The 20,890-nt window shown below is 55.9% G+C and carries 23 protein-coding genes; 13 read left to right on the top strand and 10 right to left on the bottom strand.

The features are described from left to right. Nucleotides 1–7: 7 nt before the first annotated feature. From DK872_RS20505 to DK872_RS20515, 3 genes are read right to left on the bottom strand one after another with little or no spacing between them, the layout of a single operon-like run. Entirely contained in the window at nucleotides 8–769 is a 762-nt protein-coding gene (locus DK872_RS20505; protein ID WP_161518769.1) for a DeoR/GlpR family DNA-binding transcription regulator, read from the bottom strand. Between the two features lies 1 nt (nucleotide 770). Further along, the gene (locus tag DK872_RS20510; protein ID WP_144135442.1) at nucleotides 771–1,757 is read right to left on the bottom strand and encodes a D-threonate 4-phosphate dehydrogenase; all 987 of its coding nucleotides are present in this window, start codon (nucleotides 1,755–1,757) and stop codon (nucleotides 771–773) included. Beyond that, on the bottom strand, nucleotides 1,750–2,997 hold the full coding sequence (locus DK872_RS20515) for a four-carbon acid sugar kinase family protein (RefSeq protein WP_161518770.1): 1,248 nt from the start codon (nucleotides 2,995–2,997) through the stop codon (nucleotides 1,750–1,752). Before DK872_RS20515 ends, DK872_RS20510 begins: the two co-directional genes overlap by 8 nt. 174 nt (nucleotides 2,998–3,171) lie before the next feature. On the opposite strand from DK872_RS20515, the gene DK872_RS20520 reads away from it, so the two are divergent. From DK872_RS20520 to DK872_RS20545, 6 genes are all read left to right on the top strand, one after another. Next, nucleotides 3,172–4,308, top strand: coding sequence for an iron-containing alcohol dehydrogenase (locus DK872_RS20520; protein WP_161518771.1), 1,137 nt, complete (start codon nucleotides 3,172–3,174; stop codon nucleotides 4,306–4,308). A 58-nt stretch (nucleotides 4,309–4,366) separates the two neighbouring features. Continuing rightward, nucleotides 4,367–5,251, top strand: coding sequence for a dihydrodipicolinate synthase family protein (locus DK872_RS20525; protein ID WP_071921850.1), 885 nt, complete (start codon nucleotides 4,367–4,369; stop codon nucleotides 5,249–5,251). A 75-nt stretch (nucleotides 5,252–5,326) separates the two neighbouring features. Next, nucleotides 5,327–6,751, top strand: coding sequence for a sodium:solute symporter family protein (locus DK872_RS20530; RefSeq protein WP_007374924.1), 1,425 nt, complete (start codon nucleotides 5,327–5,329; stop codon nucleotides 6,749–6,751). 1 nt (nucleotide 6,752) lies between these two features. After that, the gene (locus DK872_RS20535) at nucleotides 6,753–7,910 is read left to right on the top strand and encodes an exo-alpha-sialidase (protein WP_161518772.1); all 1,158 of its coding nucleotides are present in this window, start codon (nucleotides 6,753–6,755) and stop codon (nucleotides 7,908–7,910) included. Nucleotides 7,911–7,913: 3 nt separating this feature from the next. Next, a complete protein-coding gene (locus DK872_RS20540; protein ID WP_161518773.1) occupies nucleotides 7,914–8,384 on the top strand; it encodes a YhcH/YjgK/YiaL family protein in 471 nt (156 codons plus the stop codon). Nucleotides 8,385–8,388: 4 nt separating this feature from the next. After that, nucleotides 8,389–9,066 carry an SDR family NAD(P)-dependent oxidoreductase gene (locus DK872_RS20545; RefSeq protein WP_161518774.1) on the top strand — a complete coding sequence of 226 codons (678 nt, stop codon included), beginning with the start codon at nucleotides 8,389–8,391 and terminating at the stop codon, nucleotides 9,064–9,066. 143 nt (nucleotides 9,067–9,209) lie between these two features. On the opposite strand, the gene DK872_RS20550 is transcribed toward DK872_RS20545, so the two are convergent. Then, nucleotides 9,210–10,001, bottom strand: coding sequence for a PhzF family phenazine biosynthesis protein (locus DK872_RS20550; RefSeq protein WP_107146158.1), 792 nt, complete (start codon nucleotides 9,999–10,001; stop codon nucleotides 9,210–9,212). Between the two features lie 171 nt (nucleotides 10,002–10,172). Between DK872_RS20550 and DK872_RS20555 the strand changes: the two genes are divergently transcribed. Next, entirely contained in the window at nucleotides 10,173–11,375 is a 1,203-nt protein-coding gene (locus tag DK872_RS20555) for a sugar transporter (RefSeq protein WP_161518775.1), read from the top strand. A gap of 12 nt (nucleotides 11,376–11,387) precedes the next feature. Here DK872_RS20555 and DK872_RS20560 read toward each other — a convergent pair whose 3' ends face one another. Together DK872_RS20560 and DK872_RS20565 are read right to left on the bottom strand one after the other, a co-directional pair. Then, nucleotides 11,388–12,542, bottom strand: coding sequence for a carboxylesterase (locus DK872_RS20560; RefSeq protein WP_007374917.1), 1,155 nt, complete (start codon nucleotides 12,540–12,542; stop codon nucleotides 11,388–11,390). Continuing rightward, a complete protein-coding gene (locus DK872_RS20565; protein ID WP_007374916.1) occupies nucleotides 12,542–13,216 on the bottom strand; it encodes a MarC family NAAT transporter in 675 nt (224 codons plus the stop codon). Before DK872_RS20565 ends, DK872_RS20560 begins: the two co-directional genes overlap by 1 nt. A 244-nt stretch (nucleotides 13,217–13,460) precedes the next feature. Between DK872_RS20565 and marR the strand changes: the two genes are divergently transcribed. Genes marR through marB form a run of 3 tightly spaced genes read left to right on the top strand, consistent with a single transcriptional unit; the run spans nucleotide 13,461 to nucleotide 14,545 of the window. Continuing rightward, nucleotides 13,461–13,895, top strand: coding sequence for a multiple antibiotic resistance transcriptional regulator MarR (gene marR / locus DK872_RS20570; protein WP_007374915.1), 435 nt, complete (start codon nucleotides 13,461–13,463; stop codon nucleotides 13,893–13,895). Nucleotides 13,896–13,914: 19 nt separating this feature from the next. Then, nucleotides 13,915–14,295, top strand: coding sequence for an MDR efflux pump AcrAB transcriptional activator MarA (gene marA, locus DK872_RS20575; RefSeq protein WP_007374914.1), 381 nt, complete (start codon nucleotides 13,915–13,917; stop codon nucleotides 14,293–14,295). Nucleotides 14,296–14,329: 34 nt separating this feature from the next. Further along, nucleotides 14,330–14,545, top strand: coding sequence for a multiple antibiotic resistance protein MarB (marB, locus tag DK872_RS20580; RefSeq protein ID WP_071920746.1), 216 nt, complete (start codon nucleotides 14,330–14,332; stop codon nucleotides 14,543–14,545). A 75-nt stretch (nucleotides 14,546–14,620) separates the two neighbouring features. On the opposite strand, the gene eamA is transcribed toward marB, so the two are convergent. Beyond that, nucleotides 14,621–15,514 carry an O-acetylserine/cysteine exporter gene (eamA, locus tag DK872_RS20585; protein WP_007374912.1) on the bottom strand — a complete coding sequence of 298 codons (894 nt, stop codon included), beginning with the start codon at nucleotides 15,512–15,514 and terminating at the stop codon, nucleotides 14,621–14,623. A gap of 192 nt (nucleotides 15,515–15,706) precedes the next feature. Here eamA and ydeE point away from each other — a divergent pair, with 192 nt between their 5' ends. Then, nucleotides 15,707–16,894, top strand: a complete 1,188-nt coding sequence (ydeE, locus tag DK872_RS20590) for an efflux MFS transporter YdeE (protein ID WP_071921849.1) — start codon at nucleotides 15,707–15,709, stop codon at nucleotides 16,892–16,894. Between the two features lie 55 nt (nucleotides 16,895–16,949). Here the strand turns inward: ydeE and DK872_RS20595 are convergent, their stop codons facing one another. Together DK872_RS20595 and DK872_RS20600 are read right to left on the bottom strand one after the other, a co-directional pair. Next, nucleotides 16,950–18,053 carry a cobalamin-independent methionine synthase II family protein gene (locus DK872_RS20595; RefSeq protein ID WP_079517974.1) on the bottom strand — a complete coding sequence of 368 codons (1,104 nt, stop codon included), beginning with the start codon at nucleotides 18,051–18,053 and terminating at the stop codon, nucleotides 16,950–16,952. Between the two features lie 186 nt (nucleotides 18,054–18,239). After that, on the bottom strand, nucleotides 18,240–18,653 hold the full coding sequence (locus tag DK872_RS20600; RefSeq protein WP_071920745.1) for a rhodanese-like domain-containing protein: 414 nt from the start codon (nucleotides 18,651–18,653) through the stop codon (nucleotides 18,240–18,242). Between the two features lie 67 nt (nucleotides 18,654–18,720). On the opposite strand from DK872_RS20600, the gene ftrA reads away from it, so the two are divergent. Continuing rightward, a complete protein-coding gene (ftrA, locus tag DK872_RS20605) occupies nucleotides 18,721–19,725 on the top strand; it encodes a transcriptional regulator FtrA (protein WP_035943427.1) in 1,005 nt (334 codons plus the stop codon). A gap of 107 nt (nucleotides 19,726–19,832) precedes the next feature. Beyond that, a complete protein-coding gene (gene mgtS / locus DK872_RS20610; RefSeq protein ID WP_035885781.1) occupies nucleotides 19,833–19,928 on the top strand; it encodes a protein MgtS in 96 nt (31 codons plus the stop codon). A 676-nt stretch (nucleotides 19,929–20,604) separates the two neighbouring features. Here mgtS and DK872_RS20615 read toward each other — a convergent pair. Next, entirely contained in the window at nucleotides 20,605–20,823 is a 219-nt protein-coding gene (locus DK872_RS20615; RefSeq protein ID WP_007374905.1) for a hypothetical protein, read from the bottom strand. Nucleotides 20,824–20,890: the final 67 nt, after the last annotated feature.

Here is a 20,890-nt window from a genome sequence, read left to right on the forward strand (position 1 = left end):
CGTGCGGTTAACCGGCGATGGTTAGCCGCCCTGGCAACACTTCAAGCTGCTGGCGGATCTCCGGGCTGAGCTGTGCGTCAGTAATGATATCCGTCAGCGAATCGAGTTTCGCCACGTTAAACAGCGACCACGCGCCATATTTGCTGCTGTCGGCCAGCAATACCCGCCGCTTCGCATTGACGATCAGATCGTGCTTCAGCGCGGCTTTTTCCTCCGTTGGCGCGGTAATGCCACGTTCAAAATCCCAGCCGTTACAGCTGACAAACGCCCAGTCCGGCCAGATATTTTGCAGCAGTTTGCGTCCGTGCTCGCCAATGCATGACTGGCTGGAATCATCAATGCGTCCGCCGATAATCGTCACTTCAATCTGCTTAAATTCCGAGAGAAACAGCGCGATATGCAAGTCGCTGGTGATCACCCGCAGCGGCAGATGGGTTAACTGGCGCGCCAGTTCAATCATCGTCGTTCCGGCATCAAGCACAATGGCGTCGCCCGCTTTCACCAGCGCCGCCGCCACGCAAGCAATGGCGTGTTTCTCCGCCAGGTTACGCTGCATTTTCTCGCTGGTGGTGGGCTGCGAGGGGATAAACCGGTTCAGCGTCACACCGCCGTGGGTGCGGCTGATTACGCCTTCCTGATCGAGTTTAATCAAATCGCGGCGAATGGTGGCTGGCGAAGCATCGGTTGCCGCAACCAGTTGATCCACCGTCACCAGATTATGCCCTTTCAGGTAATCCATTATCTGCTCTAACCGGTTATATCCCTTCATATTATTCCCGTGTAATTTGCATAGCTAACTGGATGGATACCGCCATACTCTCTGCTTTCGCTTTGCCGCGCCAGGCGATATCAAATGCGGTGCCGTGATCCGCCGAGGTACGGATAAAAGGCAGACCCGCGGTGATATTAACGCCATCGTAAAATCCCAGCAATTTTAACGGAATATGACCCTGATCGTGGTACATCGCCACTACCATGTCATACATCCCTTCGTGGCACTGCATAAACACCGTATCCGGCGGGCACGGACCGGTAACATTCAGCCCTTCTGCTTTCATGGCATTCACCGCCGGGCCGACAATGTTGATCTCTTCATCGCCAAACAGACCGTTTTCGCCGGCGTGCGGGTTAACCCCGGCCACGGCAATGCGCGGGTTATCGTAACCGACGCGTTTGAGGAACGTATCGGCTACGCGAATCACGGTTTTTACGCGATCCTGATTGAGGGTATCGAGGAACTTCCGCAGCGCAATATGCGTGGTGATGTGGATCACTTTCAGCTTATCGGTGTAAAGCACCATCGCGTAATCTTTGCTGTCAGTCAGATACGCCAGCAGTTCGGTATGCCCCGGATAGTGGTGCCCGGCAAGGTGCAGCGCCTCTTTATTCAGCGGCGCGGTCGCTATCGCTTTTACCTCACCGTTCATTGCCAGCGAGGTCGCACGTTTGATGCAGCGATACGCCAAATCGCCCGCCTGCGCTTGCACCACGCCCGGTTGCAGCGCATCAGCATCCTCCAGCGGCTCATCAATGACGTTGATCACGCCCGGCGCAAAACGCGCGTCGGCAATCCGATCAATGACCTTCAGTTCCGCACGCGGGGTAATATTCATCGCCAGAATGCGCTGGAAGGTGCGCGCACATCCCACCACCACCACCGGCGCACCGGATAACTCGCCTTCGACCAGCGATTTAATAATAATCTCCGGGCCAATACCCGCCGGGTCGCCCATCGTTACAGCAATGATATTAGTCACTCGATTTCTCCTCGATAAAATGCAGAACCTTAAGCAAGGTCGTTTTGTCGCCAAAGCCACCCGCCCTGGTCATCACCGGTCGTTGCCACTCGCAACCTGTAAAATAGCCCCAGGGCACGCAACCTGCGGCTCGCCCCTGAATATGAAAACCACGCGCACCCAGCGCCTGCGCCACCGCCACAGCAACATCGCCGCCGGAGAGATAGAGCGCCGCAGGCGTCACCTCACTCAGCACCTCGCGCGTTAATTGCGCCAGAAATGCGCAAATTTGCTCACCCAGTTCACTGCGGTTCAGGCCGCGACGAGCGCACAGCGCCGCAATTTGATGACGCGCCTGCACATCCGGACAGGTGTGTACCAGGCAGTGCTCGCCAGCGCGCAGCGCGGTAATAATCGCCTGCCGGTATGCGGCGCTATCAGCGTCCAGTGCCGCATCAACATCAATCAGCAGGCGCGTCACGCGCGGGTGCGTTGCGGTCTGCTCCAGTTGCTGTTGAGCGATTTCGCTCATAGAGCCAATTATTGCCAGTAGCGCGACCGGTTTTTGCGGTGCCAGATGGCGTGCCAGCGCATCGCACAGCCCGGCGGAACCCACCAGCAGCGGCGGCGTGGCGGCGCGTGTCGTTTGGGCAATAATCAAATCGAGATCGGCATCGGTCTGCGCATCCACCACCAGCAACGGCGGTGCATCTGCGGTCGCCTGCGCCAGTGCTTCCGCCAGTTGCGCCGGTTGCAGATAGCGACATTCCGCCGTGCTGTGCGCCGCCAGCAGGCTGCCGATATCCGCGCTTTGCACCGGTGTTTTCGGGTCGCTGGCAAATTCGGTTTCCGTCAGCAGCACGCCCTGCACATAACACTGCCCGTTGCGGGTGATGCGCCCGGCCTGGGGAAATGCCGGGGCGATAACGGCCGCCGTTGCCTGCAGCACTTGCATCATAGCGGCGACTTCCGCGCCGATATTGCCGCGCAGGGTGGAGTCGATTTTTTTCACTAACCAGCGCGGTGCGTAATGGGTGCCGATCTCCGCAGTCAGCGCGTGAATGCGCGCGGCGGCTTCCTGAGCCGTCAACGCCCGACTGTCGCTGTTGTAGATCAGCGCCTGTGCCTGGCTTACATAACCTGCCGTCAGCGCCACTTCAACGTGCATACCCGCCTGCGCCAGGCTGACACCGGCGTCGTTTGCGCCGGTGAAATCATCCGCGAGGATCACGACCTCTTTCACCACCAGTTGTTCGTTCATCCCTTCTCCGGGTCATTATGTTCTGGTTATGATTATATTCAATCATGATTGATTATATGTGAGCAAGATCAACTTAATCAGTTTGTGAATAAATTATAAATTTAGGCCATGTAGTGACGGTGATTGCTATCTGATGATTGAGATTAATCACCATAACAGAGACAGGAGAAGGTCGTGGTAACCATTAACAGCACACTGATTAGCGGCGCGGGGGCGATTCCGGCCATTGCTCCGCTGCTGGCCGGTAAAAAGAACGTCCTGCTGGTCAGCGACGGCAACATTATTAAGCTCGCAGCGACACAACAGATTCGCGCCCTGCTGGAGAGCGATGGCAGACACGTTCAATTGATTGACAATGTACCGCCGGAACCAAGCCAGCACGACGTCGCGAAAATTGTCGGTGCATTACATATCACCGCATTTGATCTGGTGGTTGGCATTGGCGGCGGTAGCGTGCTGGATGTGGCGAAGCTTCTCTCCGTGCTGTGTCACCCGGTGTCACCGGGTCTTGATGCGCTGTTGAAAGGCGAGAAGCCGACGGCGCGCATCGGCTCGCTGCTGATCCCGGCCACTGCCGGTACCGGCTCGGAAGCCACGCCGAATGCGATTCTGGCCATTCCTGAACAGGACACCAAAATCGGCATCATTTCACCGGTAATGCTGCCGGATTATGTGGCGCTGATCCCGGAGTTGACCACCAGCATGCCCGCGCACATTGCCTCTTCGACCGGCATCGACGCGCTGTGTCATCTGATTGAGTGCTTTACTGCCACCATCGCCAATCCGGTCAGCGATAACGTCGCGCTGATCGGCCTCTACAAGCTGCTGCGCAATATCGAAACCGCAGTTAATGAACCGCACAATCTCAATGCGCGGCTGGAGATGTTGTGGGCCTCTTATTACGGCGGTGCGGCGATTACCCATGCCGGAACCCATCTGGTGCATGCGCTCTCTTATCCGCTGGGCGGCAAATATCACCTGCCGCACGGCGTGGCGAACGCCATTCTGCTCGCGCCCTGCATGAAAGTGGTGCGCCCGCACGCCGTGGAGAAATTCGCCCAGGTGTGGGATCTGCTGCCAGATGCGGACACCTCGCTGAGTGCAGAGGAGAAATCCCATGCGCTGGTGACGTGGTTTGCTGCACTAGTGAAGCGCCTGAATCTGCCGGACAACCTCGAAGCGCTCGGCGTACCGCGTGCCGATATTCCGGCGCTGAGCGACGCGGCCCTCAATGTTAAGCGGTTGATGAATAACGCGCCCTGCACCGTCAGCCATGAGGATGTACAGGCGATTTATCAGACATTGTTTTAATGCATGACGTGATTATCGGATGGCGCAGCCGCCATCCGGCACAAACAGAGGAATTGTGATGAACAAACCTATAAAAGGCGTACTGACCGCCATTGTCACGCCTTTTGACACCGGGGGCGCTTTCAACCCACAGGCGCTGAAACAGCAGATCAATCGCCAGCTCGACGCCGGAAACGGCATCTTTTGCGGCGGCACCAATGGCGAATTCTTCGTGCTGAACGCGCAAGAAAAAGTGGCCGTCGCCGCCACCTGCGTCGATGAAGTGGCCGGTCGCGCGCCGGTCGTGGCGCATATTGGCGAGATCTCGACGCGGGAAACCGTTCGTCTGGGCAAAGAGATTGAAAAGCTCGGCGTCGATGCCGTTTCAGTGATCACCCCCTGGTTCGTGCCGTTGAAACAGGATGAACTTATTGCCCATTACACCGCCGTGGCGGACGCGTTAAGCGTGCCGGTTTTTCTCTATAACATCCCGGCGCGTACCGGCAACACTATCGAACCGCAAACCGCGCGCACGCTGGCAGCGCACCCCAATATCATCGGCATCAAAGACAGCGCGGGCAGCTATGAGAGCCTGAACGGTTTTTTGCATGCTGTCAGCGATATTAGCAGTTTCGACGTGTTAAACGGCCCGGACTCCCTGATCCATCAGGGATTCGTCGACGGCTGTTCAGCCTGTATTTCCGGTCTGGCAAACGTTGCGCCGCAGGCGATCAATGCCATCTGGTCATGTTTTACCACCGGAGATATTGCCGGTTCCCACGCGGCGCAGGAGAGCGTCACCAGGCTGCGCACCGACCTGTATAACGTGGCGTTTTCCCCGGCCGCGGTCAAAAAAGCATTACAAATCATGGGATATGACGTTGGCGACAGCCGTTACGCCGTCACGTTTAGCGAGCAACAATTACAACAGATCCGCCAGATAGTGACGCAATACCTTCACTGATTGCGGAGTCATTCGTCATAAGAAAACCGGGCGCTGCAGGCGCCCCGGATTCACTCGCCCTGAAGAGAGGCAAAGATGAACACCTTTACATCTCAAGATACCCTCATCATCGTCGGCATTGTGGTGGCCTACATTCTGTTCACCACCTGGCTGACATTCCGTTTACGCAGTAAGAACACCGGCGATTTTATGGAAGGCTCGCGTGCGATGCCCGCCTTTATTGTCGGCATTCTGTTGATGTCTGAATACATCGGCGCAAAATCCACCGTCGGCACCGCCCAGGCGGCGTTTGAGGATGGTTTTGCCGCCTCCTGGTCGGTGATCGGCGCGGCGATTGGCTTCCCGCTGTTTGGCTTTCTGCTGGTAAAACGCATCTATAACACCGGCAAGATCACCATCTCCGGCGCGATTGCCGAGAAGTACGGCAACAGTACGAAAAATATCATCTCCATCATCATGATCTACGCTCTGCTGCTGGTGAACGTCGGCAACTACGTCAGCGGCGCGGCGGCGATTTCGACGGTATTGAAAGTGAATCTGCCGGTGGCGGCATTTATCACTGCCATTGTCAGTACCTTCTACTTCGCGTTCGGCGGCATGAAAGGTGTGGCGTGGGTGACGCTACTGCACAGCGCGCTGAAATATTTCGGTATTCTGGCGATCATGGGCTTTGCTCTGTCGAAAACCGGCGGTTTCACGCCGATGATCGAGAACATGCCGAAATACTACTGGACCTGGGATGGTAACTTCGGTGCCAGCACCATTTTTGCCTGGCTGATTGGCACCATCGGTTCCATCTTCTGCACGCAGTTCGTGATTCAGGCAATTTGCTCGACCAAAGATGTGAAATCGGCGAAGCGTTCCACCTGGGTGGCGTTTTTCTTCTGCCTGCCGATTGCGCTGGCGATTGCGGTGATTGGCGTGGCGGCGAAATACCTGCACCCGGAAATCAACAGCCTGTATGCGATGCCGATTTTCCTGCAGGATATGAATCCGTGGGTTGCCGGTTTGGTGACAACGTCACTTGTTGCTTCCATCTTTGTCAGCGTCAGTACCGTTGCGCTGGCTATCGCCTCGCTGGTGGTAAAAGATTTTTACGTCCCCTACCGCAACCCGACGCCAGAACAGGAATTTAAAGCCACGCGCTGGCTGTCGCTGCTGATTGGTTTCCTGCCGCTGATTTTCGTGCTGTTTGTCCCGGAAGTGCTGAAGCTCTCTTTCTTTACCCGCGCTATTCGCCTGTCTATTTCCGTGGTCGCGGTCATTGCTTTCTATGCGCCGTTCTTTAAGAGCGCACGGGGCGCGAACGCCGGGCTGATTGGTGCCTGCGTGGTGACCTCGGTCTGGTATCTGCTCGGCGATCCGTTTGGCATCAATAATATGTATATCGCGCTGATAACCCCGGCGGTGATCATGGTGCTGGACCGCCTGATCCCCAACAAAGCACAGCAAAAAGCCGGTTCTCATGCGTCGCAACCTGTTCAACATAATGGAGTCTGATATGTCCGCTACCAATCGTGATGGTGTTTTACGCCCGCAACCGCATGACGCGCGCGTTATCACAGCGATGCTGCCGTCACCCTGCCCGCAAAACCATGCAGCGAATATTCTGCCGCTGCCGGACGGCACGTTACTCTGCGTCTGGTTCGGCGGCTCGCAGGAAGGCGTCGCGGATATTTCCGTCTACGGTTCGCGCCTTGCGCCGGGCGCGCAGCGCTGGAGCGACGCGGTGAAACTCTCGGACGATCCGACGCGCTCCGAGCAGAACCCGGTACTGTTCCTCGCGCCGGATAACACGCTGTGGCTGCTGTGGACGGCTCAGATCTCCGGCAACCAGGACACTGCCATTGTGCGCTACCGCCAGTCGGCTGACTTTGGCGCAAGCTGGGGGGAAATCGGCACGCTGCTGGACAAACCCGGCACCTTTATTCGCCAGCCGATTACCGTGCTGGAGAATGGCAACTGGCTGCTGCCAGTGTTCTATTGCCGCACGCAGTCGGGTGAAAAATGGGTCGGCAATGACGATATCAGCGCGGTAAAAATCTCCGCCGATCGGGGGAAAAGCTGGCGCGATGTCGACGTACCGCAGAGCCTTGGCTGCGTGCATATGAATATCACCGCCCTGCCCGGCGGTACGCTGGTGGCACTGTTCCGCAGCCGCTGGGCAGACAATATTTATTACAGCCACTCCACCGATGGCGGCGAAAGCTGGTCGGTGCCGGAACCGACCGTGCTGCCGAATAACAACTCATCGATTCAGGTAACCACGCTGACCGATGGCACGCTGGCGCTGGTGTTTAACCACATGAGCGCCGCCGGGGCCACAGAACGCCGCGCCTCACTTTATGATGAGATTGACGATGGCGACGGGCGCAAAGAACCGACGGTCACCAGCGGGCGCAGCGCCTTCTGGGGCGCACCGCGCGCGCCGATGACGGTGGCTATCTCGCCGGATGGCGGTAAAAGCTGGCCGTGGCAGCGCAATCTGGATGAAGGCGATGGCTACTGCATGACCAACAACTCGCAGGAAAAGCTCAACCGCGAGTTCTCTTATCCCAGCATCAAACAGGGCGCTGACGGCGATCTGCACATTGCTTATACCTGGTTCCGTCAGGCCATCAAATATGTGCGTGTTTCTCCAGCGTGGGTGAAGGAGTAACAGATGATTTTAGGGAATCTGAACGCCCTGCCGCAGGCCGGGCTTCCCGCCGCGCTGCGCGACATCCTTGCGCTGCCGCAGTGCTCGCTGGCCGCGCTGCAGGCGTACGAAGACGGGCGTTTGCAGCCAGAACAGGCTGCGTGGTTTTGCAATATTGGCCCGGCAAAAACCCAACCGCAGGCGCAGCGCCACACCGAATATCACCGGTTATGGGCAGATATTCAGGTGGTGCTTGCCGGTGAGGAGATGATTAATGCCGGAACACAATACCTGGCGCAGGAGAGCGATGAACAGCGTAAGCCGGATTTGTATATCACCACCGCCGCTGCATTGCCGGTGAGCGTGACGCTGCGCGCCGGGGATTTCGCCGTGTTTCTTCCTGGCGAGCCGCATCAGGCGCTGTGCGCGGTGAATGAACCGATGACCGTGCGTAAAGCGGTGTTCAAAGTGCCGTGCGAACTGCTGGAGGGTTAACACCATGCCGCATGCTGTGGTTACTGGCGCCAGTTCCGGGATTGGCGAAGCCATTGTCGATAATTTGCTGGCGCAGGGCTGGCAGGTCACCGGGCTTGCACGCTCGCGGGTTGAACGGGCGCATCCTGCGTTTCGCAGCCTGCAAGTGGATTTAAGCGATGAGCTGGCGTTGCGCCAGGTGTTCGCAGAGGTGGAAACACCGCAGGCAGTGATTCACGCCGCCGGAATGATGGCTGCCGCGCCACTTGGCGAGCTGGATGCGACAACCAGCCAGCGCCTGTGGCGGCTGCATGTGCAGGCAGCCGAAATGCTGGTTAACCACTTCGCGCCGCAGCTACAGCCAGGCGGACGGATTGTGGTGATTGGCAGCCGTACCTCACGCGGTGCCGCAGGGCGTTCGCAGTATGTCGCCACCAAAGCGGCGCTGCTCGGGATGGTCAGAAGCTGGGCGGCAGAGCTGGCTCCGCGCGGGATCACCGCCAATGTGGTCGCTCCAGGAGCCACGCAAACGCCGATGCTCAGCGCGCCAGGACGGGAAAGCTCGCCGCCGAATGTACCACCGATCGGTCGGCTGATCGCACCAAGGGAAGTCGCAGCACTGGTGGGGTTTGTGCTCTCGCCGGATGCCGCAGCCATCACCGGCCAGGAGCTGGTGATCTGCGGCGGCGCATCATTAACATAACCATGAAATACCGGATGGCGCTGTGCTTATCAGATCTGGGCAAGCGCCGTGCTTACCGGAACAGGGAGCGAAATGAGTATTTTTGCTTCAACCAGGGCACAATCGCCCTGGCCGGATAAGACGAAGCCACTGCGGCGATGGAATTAGCGCAGATAGACTTTTCCCAGCAGATAGAGCGTCGCCTGGCCACCGATGAGCACGCGGTCCCCGCGCCATTCGCAGCGTAAATCGCCGCCGCGTGCAGAGACCTGCCGCGCCTGCATCACCGTTTTATTCAGCTTCTCGCCCCAGTACGGGATCAACATGCTGTGCGCCGAGCCGGTCACCGGATCTTCCGCCACCGATTCGCCCGGGCAGAAAAAGCGGCTGACAAAATCGTACTCATCCCCCGGCGCGGTCACGCAGACCATTTTTCCCAGCGGCTTCATGGCGGCGATATCCGGTCGTAACGCTTCCACCTGCGCCTGGTTCTCCAGCACTACCAGATAATCCCGCGCCACGCGCACCTCTTTCGCCGTACTGATGCCCAGCGTTTGCAACAGCAGTTCCGGCGGCATGCTCACCTCTTGTGTTGCCCAGGCCGGGAAATCGAGCGTCAGCCAGTCACCTTTACGGGTGACCGTCAACGGGCCGACAAAACGGGTGGCGAAGAGAATTTCCGTCGACGGGTAATCCAGATACTCAAAAATCACGTGCGCGGCGGCAAGTGTGGCATGCCCGCAGAGGTTAATTTCCGCCTGCGTGGTAAACCAGCGCAGCTCAAAACCGGTGTCATTGCGGACAAAAAACGCGGTCTCGGATTGATTATGCTGCTGCGCCATTTTCAGCAACAGATCGTCAGGCAGCCATTCGGTAAGCGGGCACACGGCAGCGGCATTGCCGCCAAAAGTTTGGTCGCTAAACGCGTCCACCATATAAAAGTCAATTGTTTGCATAGCCGTTTCCTCTTTATCGTTCTCTGTTTCTGAACGCTATTGTCAACCGATGCAATCGGTATTTATTTGCTGAATGAAAAGTGAGATCTACATCACAAAATGTTTGTATTTTCGCCAACAAAAGCTTTAAGATCACTTCCTCTTCTTTTTTTAACCAAGCAAGAACACCTTATGACTGCGAATACCGTTTCACGAAAAGTCGCGTGGCTTCGGGTCGTAACGCTTGCCGTTGCTGCTTTTATTTTTAATACCACCGAGTTCGTGCCTGTGGGGTTGCTGTCGGATATCGCTCAGAGTTTCGACATGGAGACCGCGCAGGTGGGGATTATGCTGACCATCTACGCCTGGGTTGTGGCGCTGATGTCGCTGCCCTTTATGCTGCTGACCAGCCAGATCGAGCGTCGTAAGCTGTTGATTGGTTTGTTTGTGTTGTTTATTGCCAGCCATGTACTGTCGTTTCTGGCATGGAACTTTAAGGTGCTGGTGATAAGCCGCATCGGTATAGCTTTCGCCCATGCGATTTTTTGGTCGATCACCGCCTCGCTGGCAATCCGCCTGGCGCCCGCCGGTAAACGCGCGCAGGCGCTGAGCCTGATCGCCACCGGTACCGCGCTGGCGATGGTGCTGGGCCTGCCGATTGGCCGCATTGTCGGGCAATATTTTGGCTGGCGCACCACCTTCTTTGCCATCGGTCTTGGCGCCCTCATCACACTGGTTTCTCTGATAAAACTGCTGCCGCCCCTGCCAAGCGAACACTCCGGATCGCTGAAAAGCCTGCCGCTGCTGTTCCGTCGTCCGGCGCTGATGAGCATCTACCTGCTGACGGTAGTCGTGGTGACCGCCCATTACACCGCTTACAGCTATATTGAGCCGTTTGTGCAGAATGTAGCTGGCTTTAGCGCCGGTTTCGCCACCGTACTGCTGCTGATCCTCGGCGGCGCGGGGATTATCGGCAGTATCTTGTTCGGCAAGCTGGGCAATCAGCACGCGTCCGGTCTGGTGTGTAGCGCGATTGGCCTGCTGGTGTTGTCGCTGGTGTTCATGCTGCCCGCTTCCGGCAGCGAGACGCATCTGGCGGTGCTGAGCGTTTTCTGGGGCATGGCGATCATGATTATCGGCCTCGGCATGCAGGTGAAAGTGCTGGCGCTGGCGCCCGATGCCACTGACGTAGCAATGGCGCTGTTTTCCGGCATTTTTAATATTGGCATTGGCGCCGGTGCGCTGGTTGGCAACCAGATCAGCCTGCATTGGTCGATGGATATCATCGGCTATGCGGGTGCGATCCCGGCGATTGCCGCGCTGGTATGGGCGGTGGTGATTTTCCGCCGCTGGCCGGTAAAACTGGAAGAACAGGTAAGCCACAGCCATATGTAAGCGGCTCGTGGCTCAAAGTGTTTCGGACACCATTTTATCCATCACTGCGGTTTGCCAGTCAAACCACGGGTTCCAGGTCAGGCGGGCATGAATTTTACCCGCTTCGACCAGCCCCCAATCGGAATACCACACCTCTTCCCCCTTCAGACAGCGCTGCGCCGCATCGTCAGGCTGACCGTTGGCGCAGAGCAGTACGCTGCCTTTGCGGCCATACAGCGGGTTTTGCGGCGAAAACAGCACCGACATATGCGAAAACTGACTGATGCGATCCTGCGGCAGAAAATCCGTTTTCACCAGAATGCGGGAGACGTTCGCCACTTCCGGACGCGGCGCGCCGTACCAGATCACCCGGCTGGCGGGATGGGGAAAGCTGCGGTCAAAATGGTCGAGGATCCAACGGGTATTGAGCACGGAATCATGCTCGCTGAGCACAATCAGCGCTGGCTTGTCCCAGCTTTTACGCGCCAGCCACTGCTGCGCGCTGGCGCTGGTGCGCCAGAACTGGGCAAACCCATTCGTCGGTACGCGTAAATAACGGGTGGCGATCTGCTGCGGGAATACCGTGCTCGGCGGGCGCAACCAGTCGCGAAATAGCGCCACCGTCGGGGCGAGAAAATCGTAGGCGGTGTTGGATTTAAACGCCGGAGAGAATAACAGCAAGCCCTGCACCCTATCGTGATGCGTCATGGCATACTCCAGCGCCAGATTACCGCCGGTGGAGAAGCCGCCGAGCCACAGCGTATCCACCTCTTTTGCCAGGATATCGGCCTGTTCACGCACCACCTGCCGCCACTGTTCGACGCTGACGTTCAGCAGGTCAGAGGGCCGGGTGCCGTGCCCCGGCAAAAGGACAGTGCGCACCAAAAAACCCTGTTTCGCCAGCGCTGGCGCAATATCGACAAACGAACCAGGCCCATCGCCAAGGCCGTGGATCAGTAAAATGCCTTTACGGGCAGGCTGCGACGGGCGCCACTCCTGCGGCGTGTTGAGCGTCAGCTCCGCCGTTTTATCCAGCGTTTGAAAGGCCCGATGCGCACGTACATAGTCGCGGGTTTGTAACTGATAATCGGCAAAGCTTGCCTGCCCCAGCGGCGGTTGCGCGGTTTGTTGATGCTGACAGCCTGTCAGCATCAACATCATGATCGCCAGCACAACCCCTCTGCCCATCAGGCGGCTCCGTGGAAAGTGGTAATAATCTCCAGCACGCCGTTGATGATAAATTGCACGCCCATGCAGACCAGCAAAAAGCCCATTAACCGGGAGATCGCTTCTATTCCGCCCTTGCCGACCAGCCGCATGATCGCGCCGGAACTGCGCAGACTGCCCCATAAGATCACCGATACAGCGGCAAAGACGAGCGGCGGCGCAAGGAAAATCACCCAGTCGGGAAATGTCGAGCTGTGGCGGATGGTCGATGCCGAACTGATGATCATGGCGATAGTTCCCGGCCCGGCGGTGCTGGGCATCGCCAGCGGTACGAAGGCGATATTGGTACCGGGCTCATCCTCCAGCTCTTCAGATTTGGTTTTTGCTTCTGGCGATTCGTGCGGTTTTTGCTGCGGGAACAGCATGCGAAAACCAATAAAGGCGACAATCAACCCACCGGCAATCCGCAAACCCGGGATCGAGATGCCGAACGTGTTCATCACCAACTGCCCGGCATAATACGCCACCATCATAATGATGAAGACATACACCGACGCCATCAGCGCTTGTTGATTACGCTGGGCGTTATTCATATTGCCCGCCAGCCCTAAAAACAGCGCTACGGTGGTTAACGGGTTCGCCAGCGGCAGTATCACCACCAGCCCCAGACCGATAGCTTTAAACAATTCAAGCATGATGCGCGACGCTCCTTGTGTGGTCAAAGCCCGGGCAGTATAGCGTTAACACAGCGGCAATGGGATGTTTGTAGACTGGCAACAGCACCTTAACGCAAACCGATTCAGTTGTTTACGTCGTGTAAAATTTTACCGTTATGAAACGTTTTAGCAAATAGTGGCATCCGGGAATCCATTCTGTTGACTTATATTTGCCTGAGCAATAATATCTGCCGTGATTAATCTACTTGCCGGGGCAACCATTGTGAAAAGCACGAATGATCTGTTTAACGATATCATTCCTTTAGGCCGCTTAATCCATATGGTTAACCAGAAAAAAGATCGTTTACTCAACGACTATTTATCGCCGCTGGATATCACTGCCACTCAGTTTAAGGTGCTGTGTTCTATCCGCTGCCAAACCTGTATCACCCCGGTAGAACTAAAAAAAATTCTTTCCGTCGATCTCGGCGCCCTGACCCGCATGCTGGACAGACTGGTATGCAAAGGCTGGATCGTGCGTAACCCGAATCCGAATGACAAACGCGGCGTGTTGGTGCAATTAACGCCCGACGGCGCGGCGCTTTGTGAGCAATGTCATCAATTGGTAGGGAAAGATCTGCACCAGGAATTGACAAAAAACTTAACGGCAGAAGAAGTGGCAACCCTTGAGTCTTTGCTCAGGAAAATATTGCCGTAAAAAACAAAGAGGTATGACGATGTCCAGACGCAATACTGACGCTATCACCATTCATAGCATTTTGGACTGGATCGAGGATAACCTGGAATCGCCGCTGTCACTGGAAAAAGTGTCAGAACGTTCAGGTTACTCCAAGTGGCACCTGCAACGGATGTTTAAAAAAGAGACCGGTCATTCGCTGGGCCAATACATTCGCAGCCGCAAGCTGACGGAAATTGCGCAAAAGCTCAAGGAGAGCAACGAACCGATCCTGTATCTGGCGGAACGTTATGGGTTTGAATCGCAACAAACCCTGACCCGCACGTTCAAAAACTATTTTGACGTGCCGCCGCATAAATTCCGCGTGACAGATATGCCTGCTGAATCAAGGTATCTCTACCCGCTAAACCATGCTTGTTAATTATCGCCTGTTTTAAAGACGTATCGAGGAATGTATGAAACGTATTGCCTGTGCCGCCATCACGCTGATGGTTCTGTTTTCCGGCCAGAGTTATGCGGAACAATTCAATCATCCGGCACCGCAGGATTCCCGCGACGCGATGATTTTACCCGCCCCCCAACAAACATCGCCGTATGACTTTAACCATATGGGTGTGGGCAGTGACAAATCCGACGTATTAGGCGTGCCCTATTACAATCAGCACGGCTAATCGTTTTGCCCCGCATAAGCGGGGCTTTTTTTTATTCCCTGCCTGATTAGCCCTTTCCCGACAAACCGCAGTGTATTAGGCCTGTACCGCACGGCGCAGACGAAAACCAAAAACGTTGATATACAGACCGCCCATCACCAGCACTGCGCCTGCCAGCTGCAGGGCCGATAAGGTTTCGCCCAACAGAATTGCCGCGCTCGCCATGCCGACGACCGGCACCAGCAGCGACAGCGGCGCGACGCGCCAGGTTTCATAGCGCCCCAGCAGTGAACCCCAGATGCCGTAGCCGATGATGGTCGCGACAAACGCCAGATAGACCAGCGACAGCAGCGTGGTGGTATCAATACTCACCAGGCTTCGCAGCATCAACGCCGGACCGTCGAACACCAGAGAAGCAATCATAAACGGCACAATCGGAATTAAGGCGCTCCATACCACCAGCGACATCACCGCTGGTCGTGAGCTGTGCTGCATGATTTTTTTGTTGAAGATATTGCCACAGGCCCAACTGAACGCCGCCGCCAGTGTCAGCACAAAGCCCACCAGCGGAATGTGCTGACCATTAAGACTCGATTCGATCAACACCAGCACCCCCAGTACCGCCAGCGAAATGCCGACCAGCTGTTTTGATTGCAGCCGCTCGCCAAAGACACCCGCGCCGAGAATAATGGTGAAAAAGGCCTGCGCCTGTAATACCAGCGATGCCAGCCCGGCAGGCATGCCAAATTTGATGGCGCAAAACAGAAAGGCGAACTGACCGAAACTGATCGTCAGCCCGTAACCCAGCAACAAACGCAGCGGAATGTTGGGCCGCGCGACGAACAAAATTGCCGGGAACGCCACTAACACAAAGCGTAAACCTGCCAACATCAACGGCGGCATACTGTGCAGGCCAACTTTGATCACCACAAAATTCAGCCCCCACGCCACGACCACCAGCATTGCCAGTAGTACATCTTTACGCGTCATTCTTCGCCCCTGTAGTTTCAACTTTTGTAAAAAAGTTACGTTAACGTAAAAAATAGTACAGCGACAGATCATTAAATTCGGTAGGTCAGTTTAGGCATTTGTCGCTAAATCAGCCGTTGTACATAGCGGTTTATGCATGTTATTGCTGTATACATCACAAAAAACTATAACAACCAGCATGTCGGGCAAAACATGACCACACCACAAACACGATCCACCGTCGCACTACTGGCGTCCTCTCTGTTATTAACCATTGGTCGCGGCGCAACGCTGCCGTTTATGACCATCTATCTTAATCGCCAGTACGGCATGGCCGTCGATCAGGTCGGTTATGCCATGTCCGTCGCGCTGACTATCGGCGTTGTCTTCAGCCTTGGTTTCGGCATGCTGGCGGATAAGTTCGATAAAAAACGCTATATGTTGCTGGCGATCGTCGCCTTTATCACCGGTTTTGCTGCCATCCCGCTGACGCATCACGCCGGGCTGGTTGTGCTCTTTTTCGCCCTGATCAACTGCGCTTATTCGGTCTTCTCCACGGTGCTGAAAGCCTATTTTGCCGATACGCTCACGCCGACGGCGAAAGCGAAGGTCTTTTCGCTTAACTACACCTTTCTCAACATCGGCTGGACCGTCGGCCCGCCGCTGGGCACGCTGCTGGTGATGCAAAGTATTAATCTGCCATTCTGGCTGGCGGCTGTCTGCGCAGCATTCCCACTGGTCTTTATCCAGTTTTTTGTCCGCCGCGTGGCCGTGGGCAGCGGCATGGAGCCTGCGGTTCCCTGGTCGCCATCGGTGCTGCTGAAAGACAAAGCGCTCGGCTGGTTTACCCTCTCGAACCTGCTTGCTTCCTTCGTGTGCGGCTCTTTCGCCTCCTGCCTTTCCCAGTACGTGATGGCCGTAGCGGACAGCGATTTTGCGGAAAAAGTGGTGGCCGTCGTGCTGCCGGTCAACGCCGCTATCGTGGTTTCGCTGCAATACGCTGTCGGGCGCAAACTGACCGCGACCAACCTGCGTCCGCTCATGGCGTTCGGCACACTTTGCTTCGTGGTGGGGCTGGTGGGATTTATGCTCTCCGGCAACAACTTATGGTTGTGGGGGCTCTCCGCCGCGGTATTTACGCTGGGCGAAGTGATTTATGCGCCAGGTGAATATTTGCTGATCGATAACATCGCGCCGCCGGGGATGAAAGCCACCTATTTTTCCGCCCAGGCGCTGGGCTGGCTGGGTGCGGCGATGAACCCGCTACTGACCGGGATCATTCTCACCACCCTGCCTGCCTGGTCACTGTTTGTGATCCTGATCGTCACCATTGGCATAGCATGGCTGATGCTGGTGAAAGGGATGCAGGTACGGCAATGGGGCGCGGTGCCAGCGCAATAAATAGCAGGTGCCTGATGGCGGCCACGCCATCAGGCACTCACAACGCTTTACCGACTCACCACACTTGTGCGGCGATATTTGTCACCAGACGCACTTTGTCCCACTGCTGCTCCGGCGTTAGTGAGTTGCCCTCTTCGGTGGAAGCAAAACCGCACTGCGGGCTAAGGCAAATCTGGTTGATATCCACATATTTTGCCGCTTCCGCGATACGTGCTTTCACCCCTTCCGGGTTTTCCAGCTCGCCGTTTTTAGTGGTAATAAGCCCCAACACCACCTGCTGTTTACCCGGACGAACAAAGCGCAGCGGTGCAAAATCCCCGGAACGATCGTTGTCATATTCAAGGAAGAAAGCATCAACATTGACGCTGCCGAACAGCACTTCTGCCACCGGCTCGTAGCCGCCTTCGGAAATCCAGGTCGAACGGAAATTGCCGCGGCAGACATGCAACCCGATGGTCAGATCCTCCGGCTTACCTTCCAGCGCTTTATTGAGTACGCGGGCATAAATGCGCGCCAGTTCATCCGGATCGTCACCGCGTTCGCGGATCTGGCGACGCTGATCGTCAGAGCACAGATAGGCCCAGACGGTGTCATCCAGTTGCAGATAACGGCAACCGGCGGCATAGAAAGCATGAATGGCATCGCGCCAGGTGGTCGTCAGATCGTCAAAATAGGCATCCAGTTGCGGATAGACGGTCGCATCAATATCTTTACGCCCGCCGCGGAAATGCAGCACGCTCGGGCTGGGGATGGTCATCTTCGGCTGCGCGTTGCCGCTGATGCTTTTCAGATAGCGGAAATCATTCAGCATTGGGTGATCGCCAAAACGCAGTTTGCCGGTGACACGTACGCCGTGGGCTTTGGTTTGTACGCCGTTAAACTGAATACCTTTCTCCGAATCGTAACGCTCAACCCCTTCCAGTCCGTCGAAGAAATCAAAGTGCCACCAGGCGCGACGAAACTCCCCGTCCGTCACCACATGCAGACCACAGGCGCACTGCTGTTCAACCACATGACGGATGGCCTCATCTTCGACACTGCGCAACTGCTGTGCGGTGATCTCGCCCTGCGCAAACTGCTGGCGGGCATTTTTGATGGCATCCGGTCGTAAGAAACTGCCGACTACGTCTGCGCGGAAAGGGGCCTGATGTCGCTGCATGGTTATTCTCCTCGAACGCCGGAGCAGATGATTACCCGGCGTGATAATTCATTATTTGAATTTTTAGCCTTCTGGATGGCTAAATGTCCAAATAAAATGTCACACCGGGCAGAGTGCAGCAACAGAGAAAATTTCACCATACATGAGAGAGTTTCATGATGACGTAATGAAGATGAAAAAAGAGGACTAGAAATCCGCTTCGCTCTGCCCGCTGGCGAAGGCATAACCTTCATCTTCCCAGCCGGTGATGCCACCGATCATGATTTTGACCGGTAGTCCCAGCCGCGCCAGTTTCAGCGCCGCGCGATCGGCACCGTTGCAGTGCGGCCCGGCACAGTAGACTACAAACAGCGTCTCCGACGGCCAGGCGGCCATGCGTTCGGCAGTCATCATGCTGTGCGGCAGATGCAACGCGCCGGGAACGTGACGACGAGCGAAGGCATCCGGGCTGCCAACCACATGCAGCAGGACAAAATCTCTGTCGTCATGGGTGATCGCGTCATGCACATCGGCGCAATCTGTTTCAACGCTCAGGCGGCGCAGAAAATGGCTGGTGGCTTGTTCAGGGGATGCGACGGGAAAATCAGTAACGTAGCTCATCGTGCTTTCTCCTTGTTTGTGTTAACAGTAATCTAACCAAAACAGGACAACTTAGCTGCACCGTTCTATGCCAGATAACACCAGGATAATGACAACATTACGACATCCCCCCGCACCGCACCGTGTTGTTGCCCTCGCTTATGATGGGCTTTGCACCTTTGAGTTTGGCGTCGCGGTGGAGATCTTCGGTCTGCCGCGCCCGGAAATGGGCGATAACTGGTACCACTTCGCCGTTGCGGCAGTGGATGCCGGAGAACTGCGGGCGACCGGCGGTATTCGTGTAACGGCTGAAGGCGGGCTGGAGCTGCTGGCCGACGCGCAAACCATTGTCGTGCCCGGATGGCGCGGGGCAGAGTCGCCCGTTCCGGCTGATTTGTGCGCTGCGCTCCAGCAAGCCTGGCAACGGGGTTGCCGCATTATCTCCATCTGTTCCGGGGTGTTTGTGCTGGCGGCGGCTGGCCTGTTAAACGGGCGCAAAGCCACCACCCACTGGCGTTATACCGATGGGCTGCGCGAGCGCTATCCGGCCATTGTGGTGCTGGAGGATGCGCTCTATTACGACGAAGGGAATGTGATGACGTCCGCGGGCAGCGCGGCGGGGATTGATCTCTGCCTGCACGTGGTCCGTGAGGATTTTGGTCTTGAGGCGGCGAACATGGTCGCCCGGAGACTGGTGGTTCAGCCACATCGCGATGGTTCGCAGACGCAGCAGCTTATCCGCCCGGTCGCCCGCACGCGCGAGAGCCGCCAGTTGGGACTGCTGTTTGATTTTCTCCACCAGCAACTTGCGGAAAATCATACCGTGGCATCACTGGCGCAACGGGTGGGCATGAGCCCGCGCACCTTTTTACGCCGCTTTCAGGAATCGACAGGCACCACGCCGGCACGCTGGATTTTACAGGCGCGGTTGCAGCGCGCTCAGACGCTGCTTGAACAAACACGCATGCGTATTGATCTGGTCGCCGGGCAGGCAGGATTTGGTAATGCCGCGTTGCTGCGCCACCATTTTCATCAGCAATATGGCATCTCCCCGGCGATGTACCGCAAGAAGTTTGCCGAAACAGCGAAATAACGCGCGCCATTCAGGCTTTATTGAGGTTCACCAGGTTATTATCTCTCCATCGCGGCTAAATAATTAAGGTAAGAGAGGCAAGTTGGTTAATTAGATGGAGGTTTAAAATGATGGCAAATATGCATGTCTTTATGGCAGTACTGGGAGTGATTCTTTTTTCCGGATTCCTTGCTGCTTATTTTAGTCACAAATGGGACGACTGATGAACAGCGATAATCCCCCACCGGGAAGGCCCCTTACGTAAATGCGTGAGGGGCCTTTTTCGTTATGCCCCAAAAAAAAACCGCCGTATCGGCGGTCAATGCTTGCATGGATAGTTTTGTATTATTCTGCACGTTCACTCAACGGGATGGGTAAACGCCGTGCTGACTACACTAGCAGTTACTGCCTCAATGAAGGTTAAACAAAGCTGAACTGGCGATAAAAAAAGCGCCAGCGAAACGTTTTGCTATTGAAATTATTGAAGATATATCTTTCAGCGCAATAAGAATATGTTAACGTCGAATCACCACTTCACAGACCGGAGGGGTTATTCCCAATCTCAAATTTCAGTGCCCGGTTTGCAGCAGTCAAAAGTTTTTATTCACCACATTCTGCCAGGAGCGGCAACAGCCGCATGGCGCAATTTGCTCAGTATGTGGAACAAGACTGACGGCAAGAACCTGTATATCTACGCCACGCCGCAGACGCTGGCCTAAACCGGTAATGTAAATGGGCCTCGTTGAGGCCCTTTTGATTTTTATATTTTGCATACTGCATGATAATTCAGGTAACTGCACAAACTGCCCGCATTTTATTTTCCGCTATTTGCACGAAACGCTAACGTTCAATTCTGGCTGCGACATGGCGTAAAAAAAACCGCCCTCAGGCGGTCGTTAATTAATAAAATTTCCGGATAGCCTGTTCGGTTTCCTGTTGGCTCACCAGATCGGAGAAACGGGCAACCAGGAAGGTCTCGCCATCCAGTTCCCAGGGCTCAATCGGGATTTCGAGAAATGAGCTTTGCTCATTTTTGAATGTGACCGATTTTGCGTTGTCTTCCACGGTCACGTTTTCAACCTTACCACCGGCGCGTATTACCACTACATTTTTGGTCATGTCGGTTACCTCAGTTGCTCAAATTTGATTCGACATTAGCACAGTCACTGTCTGAATGCCTGGGTTA

Origin of the sequence: Kosakonia sp. MH5, from assembly GCF_009935945.1 — a bacterium.
In the GTDB taxonomy this organism is placed as follows: Bacteria; Pseudomonadota; Gammaproteobacteria; order Enterobacterales; family Enterobacteriaceae; genus Kosakonia; species Kosakonia radicincitans.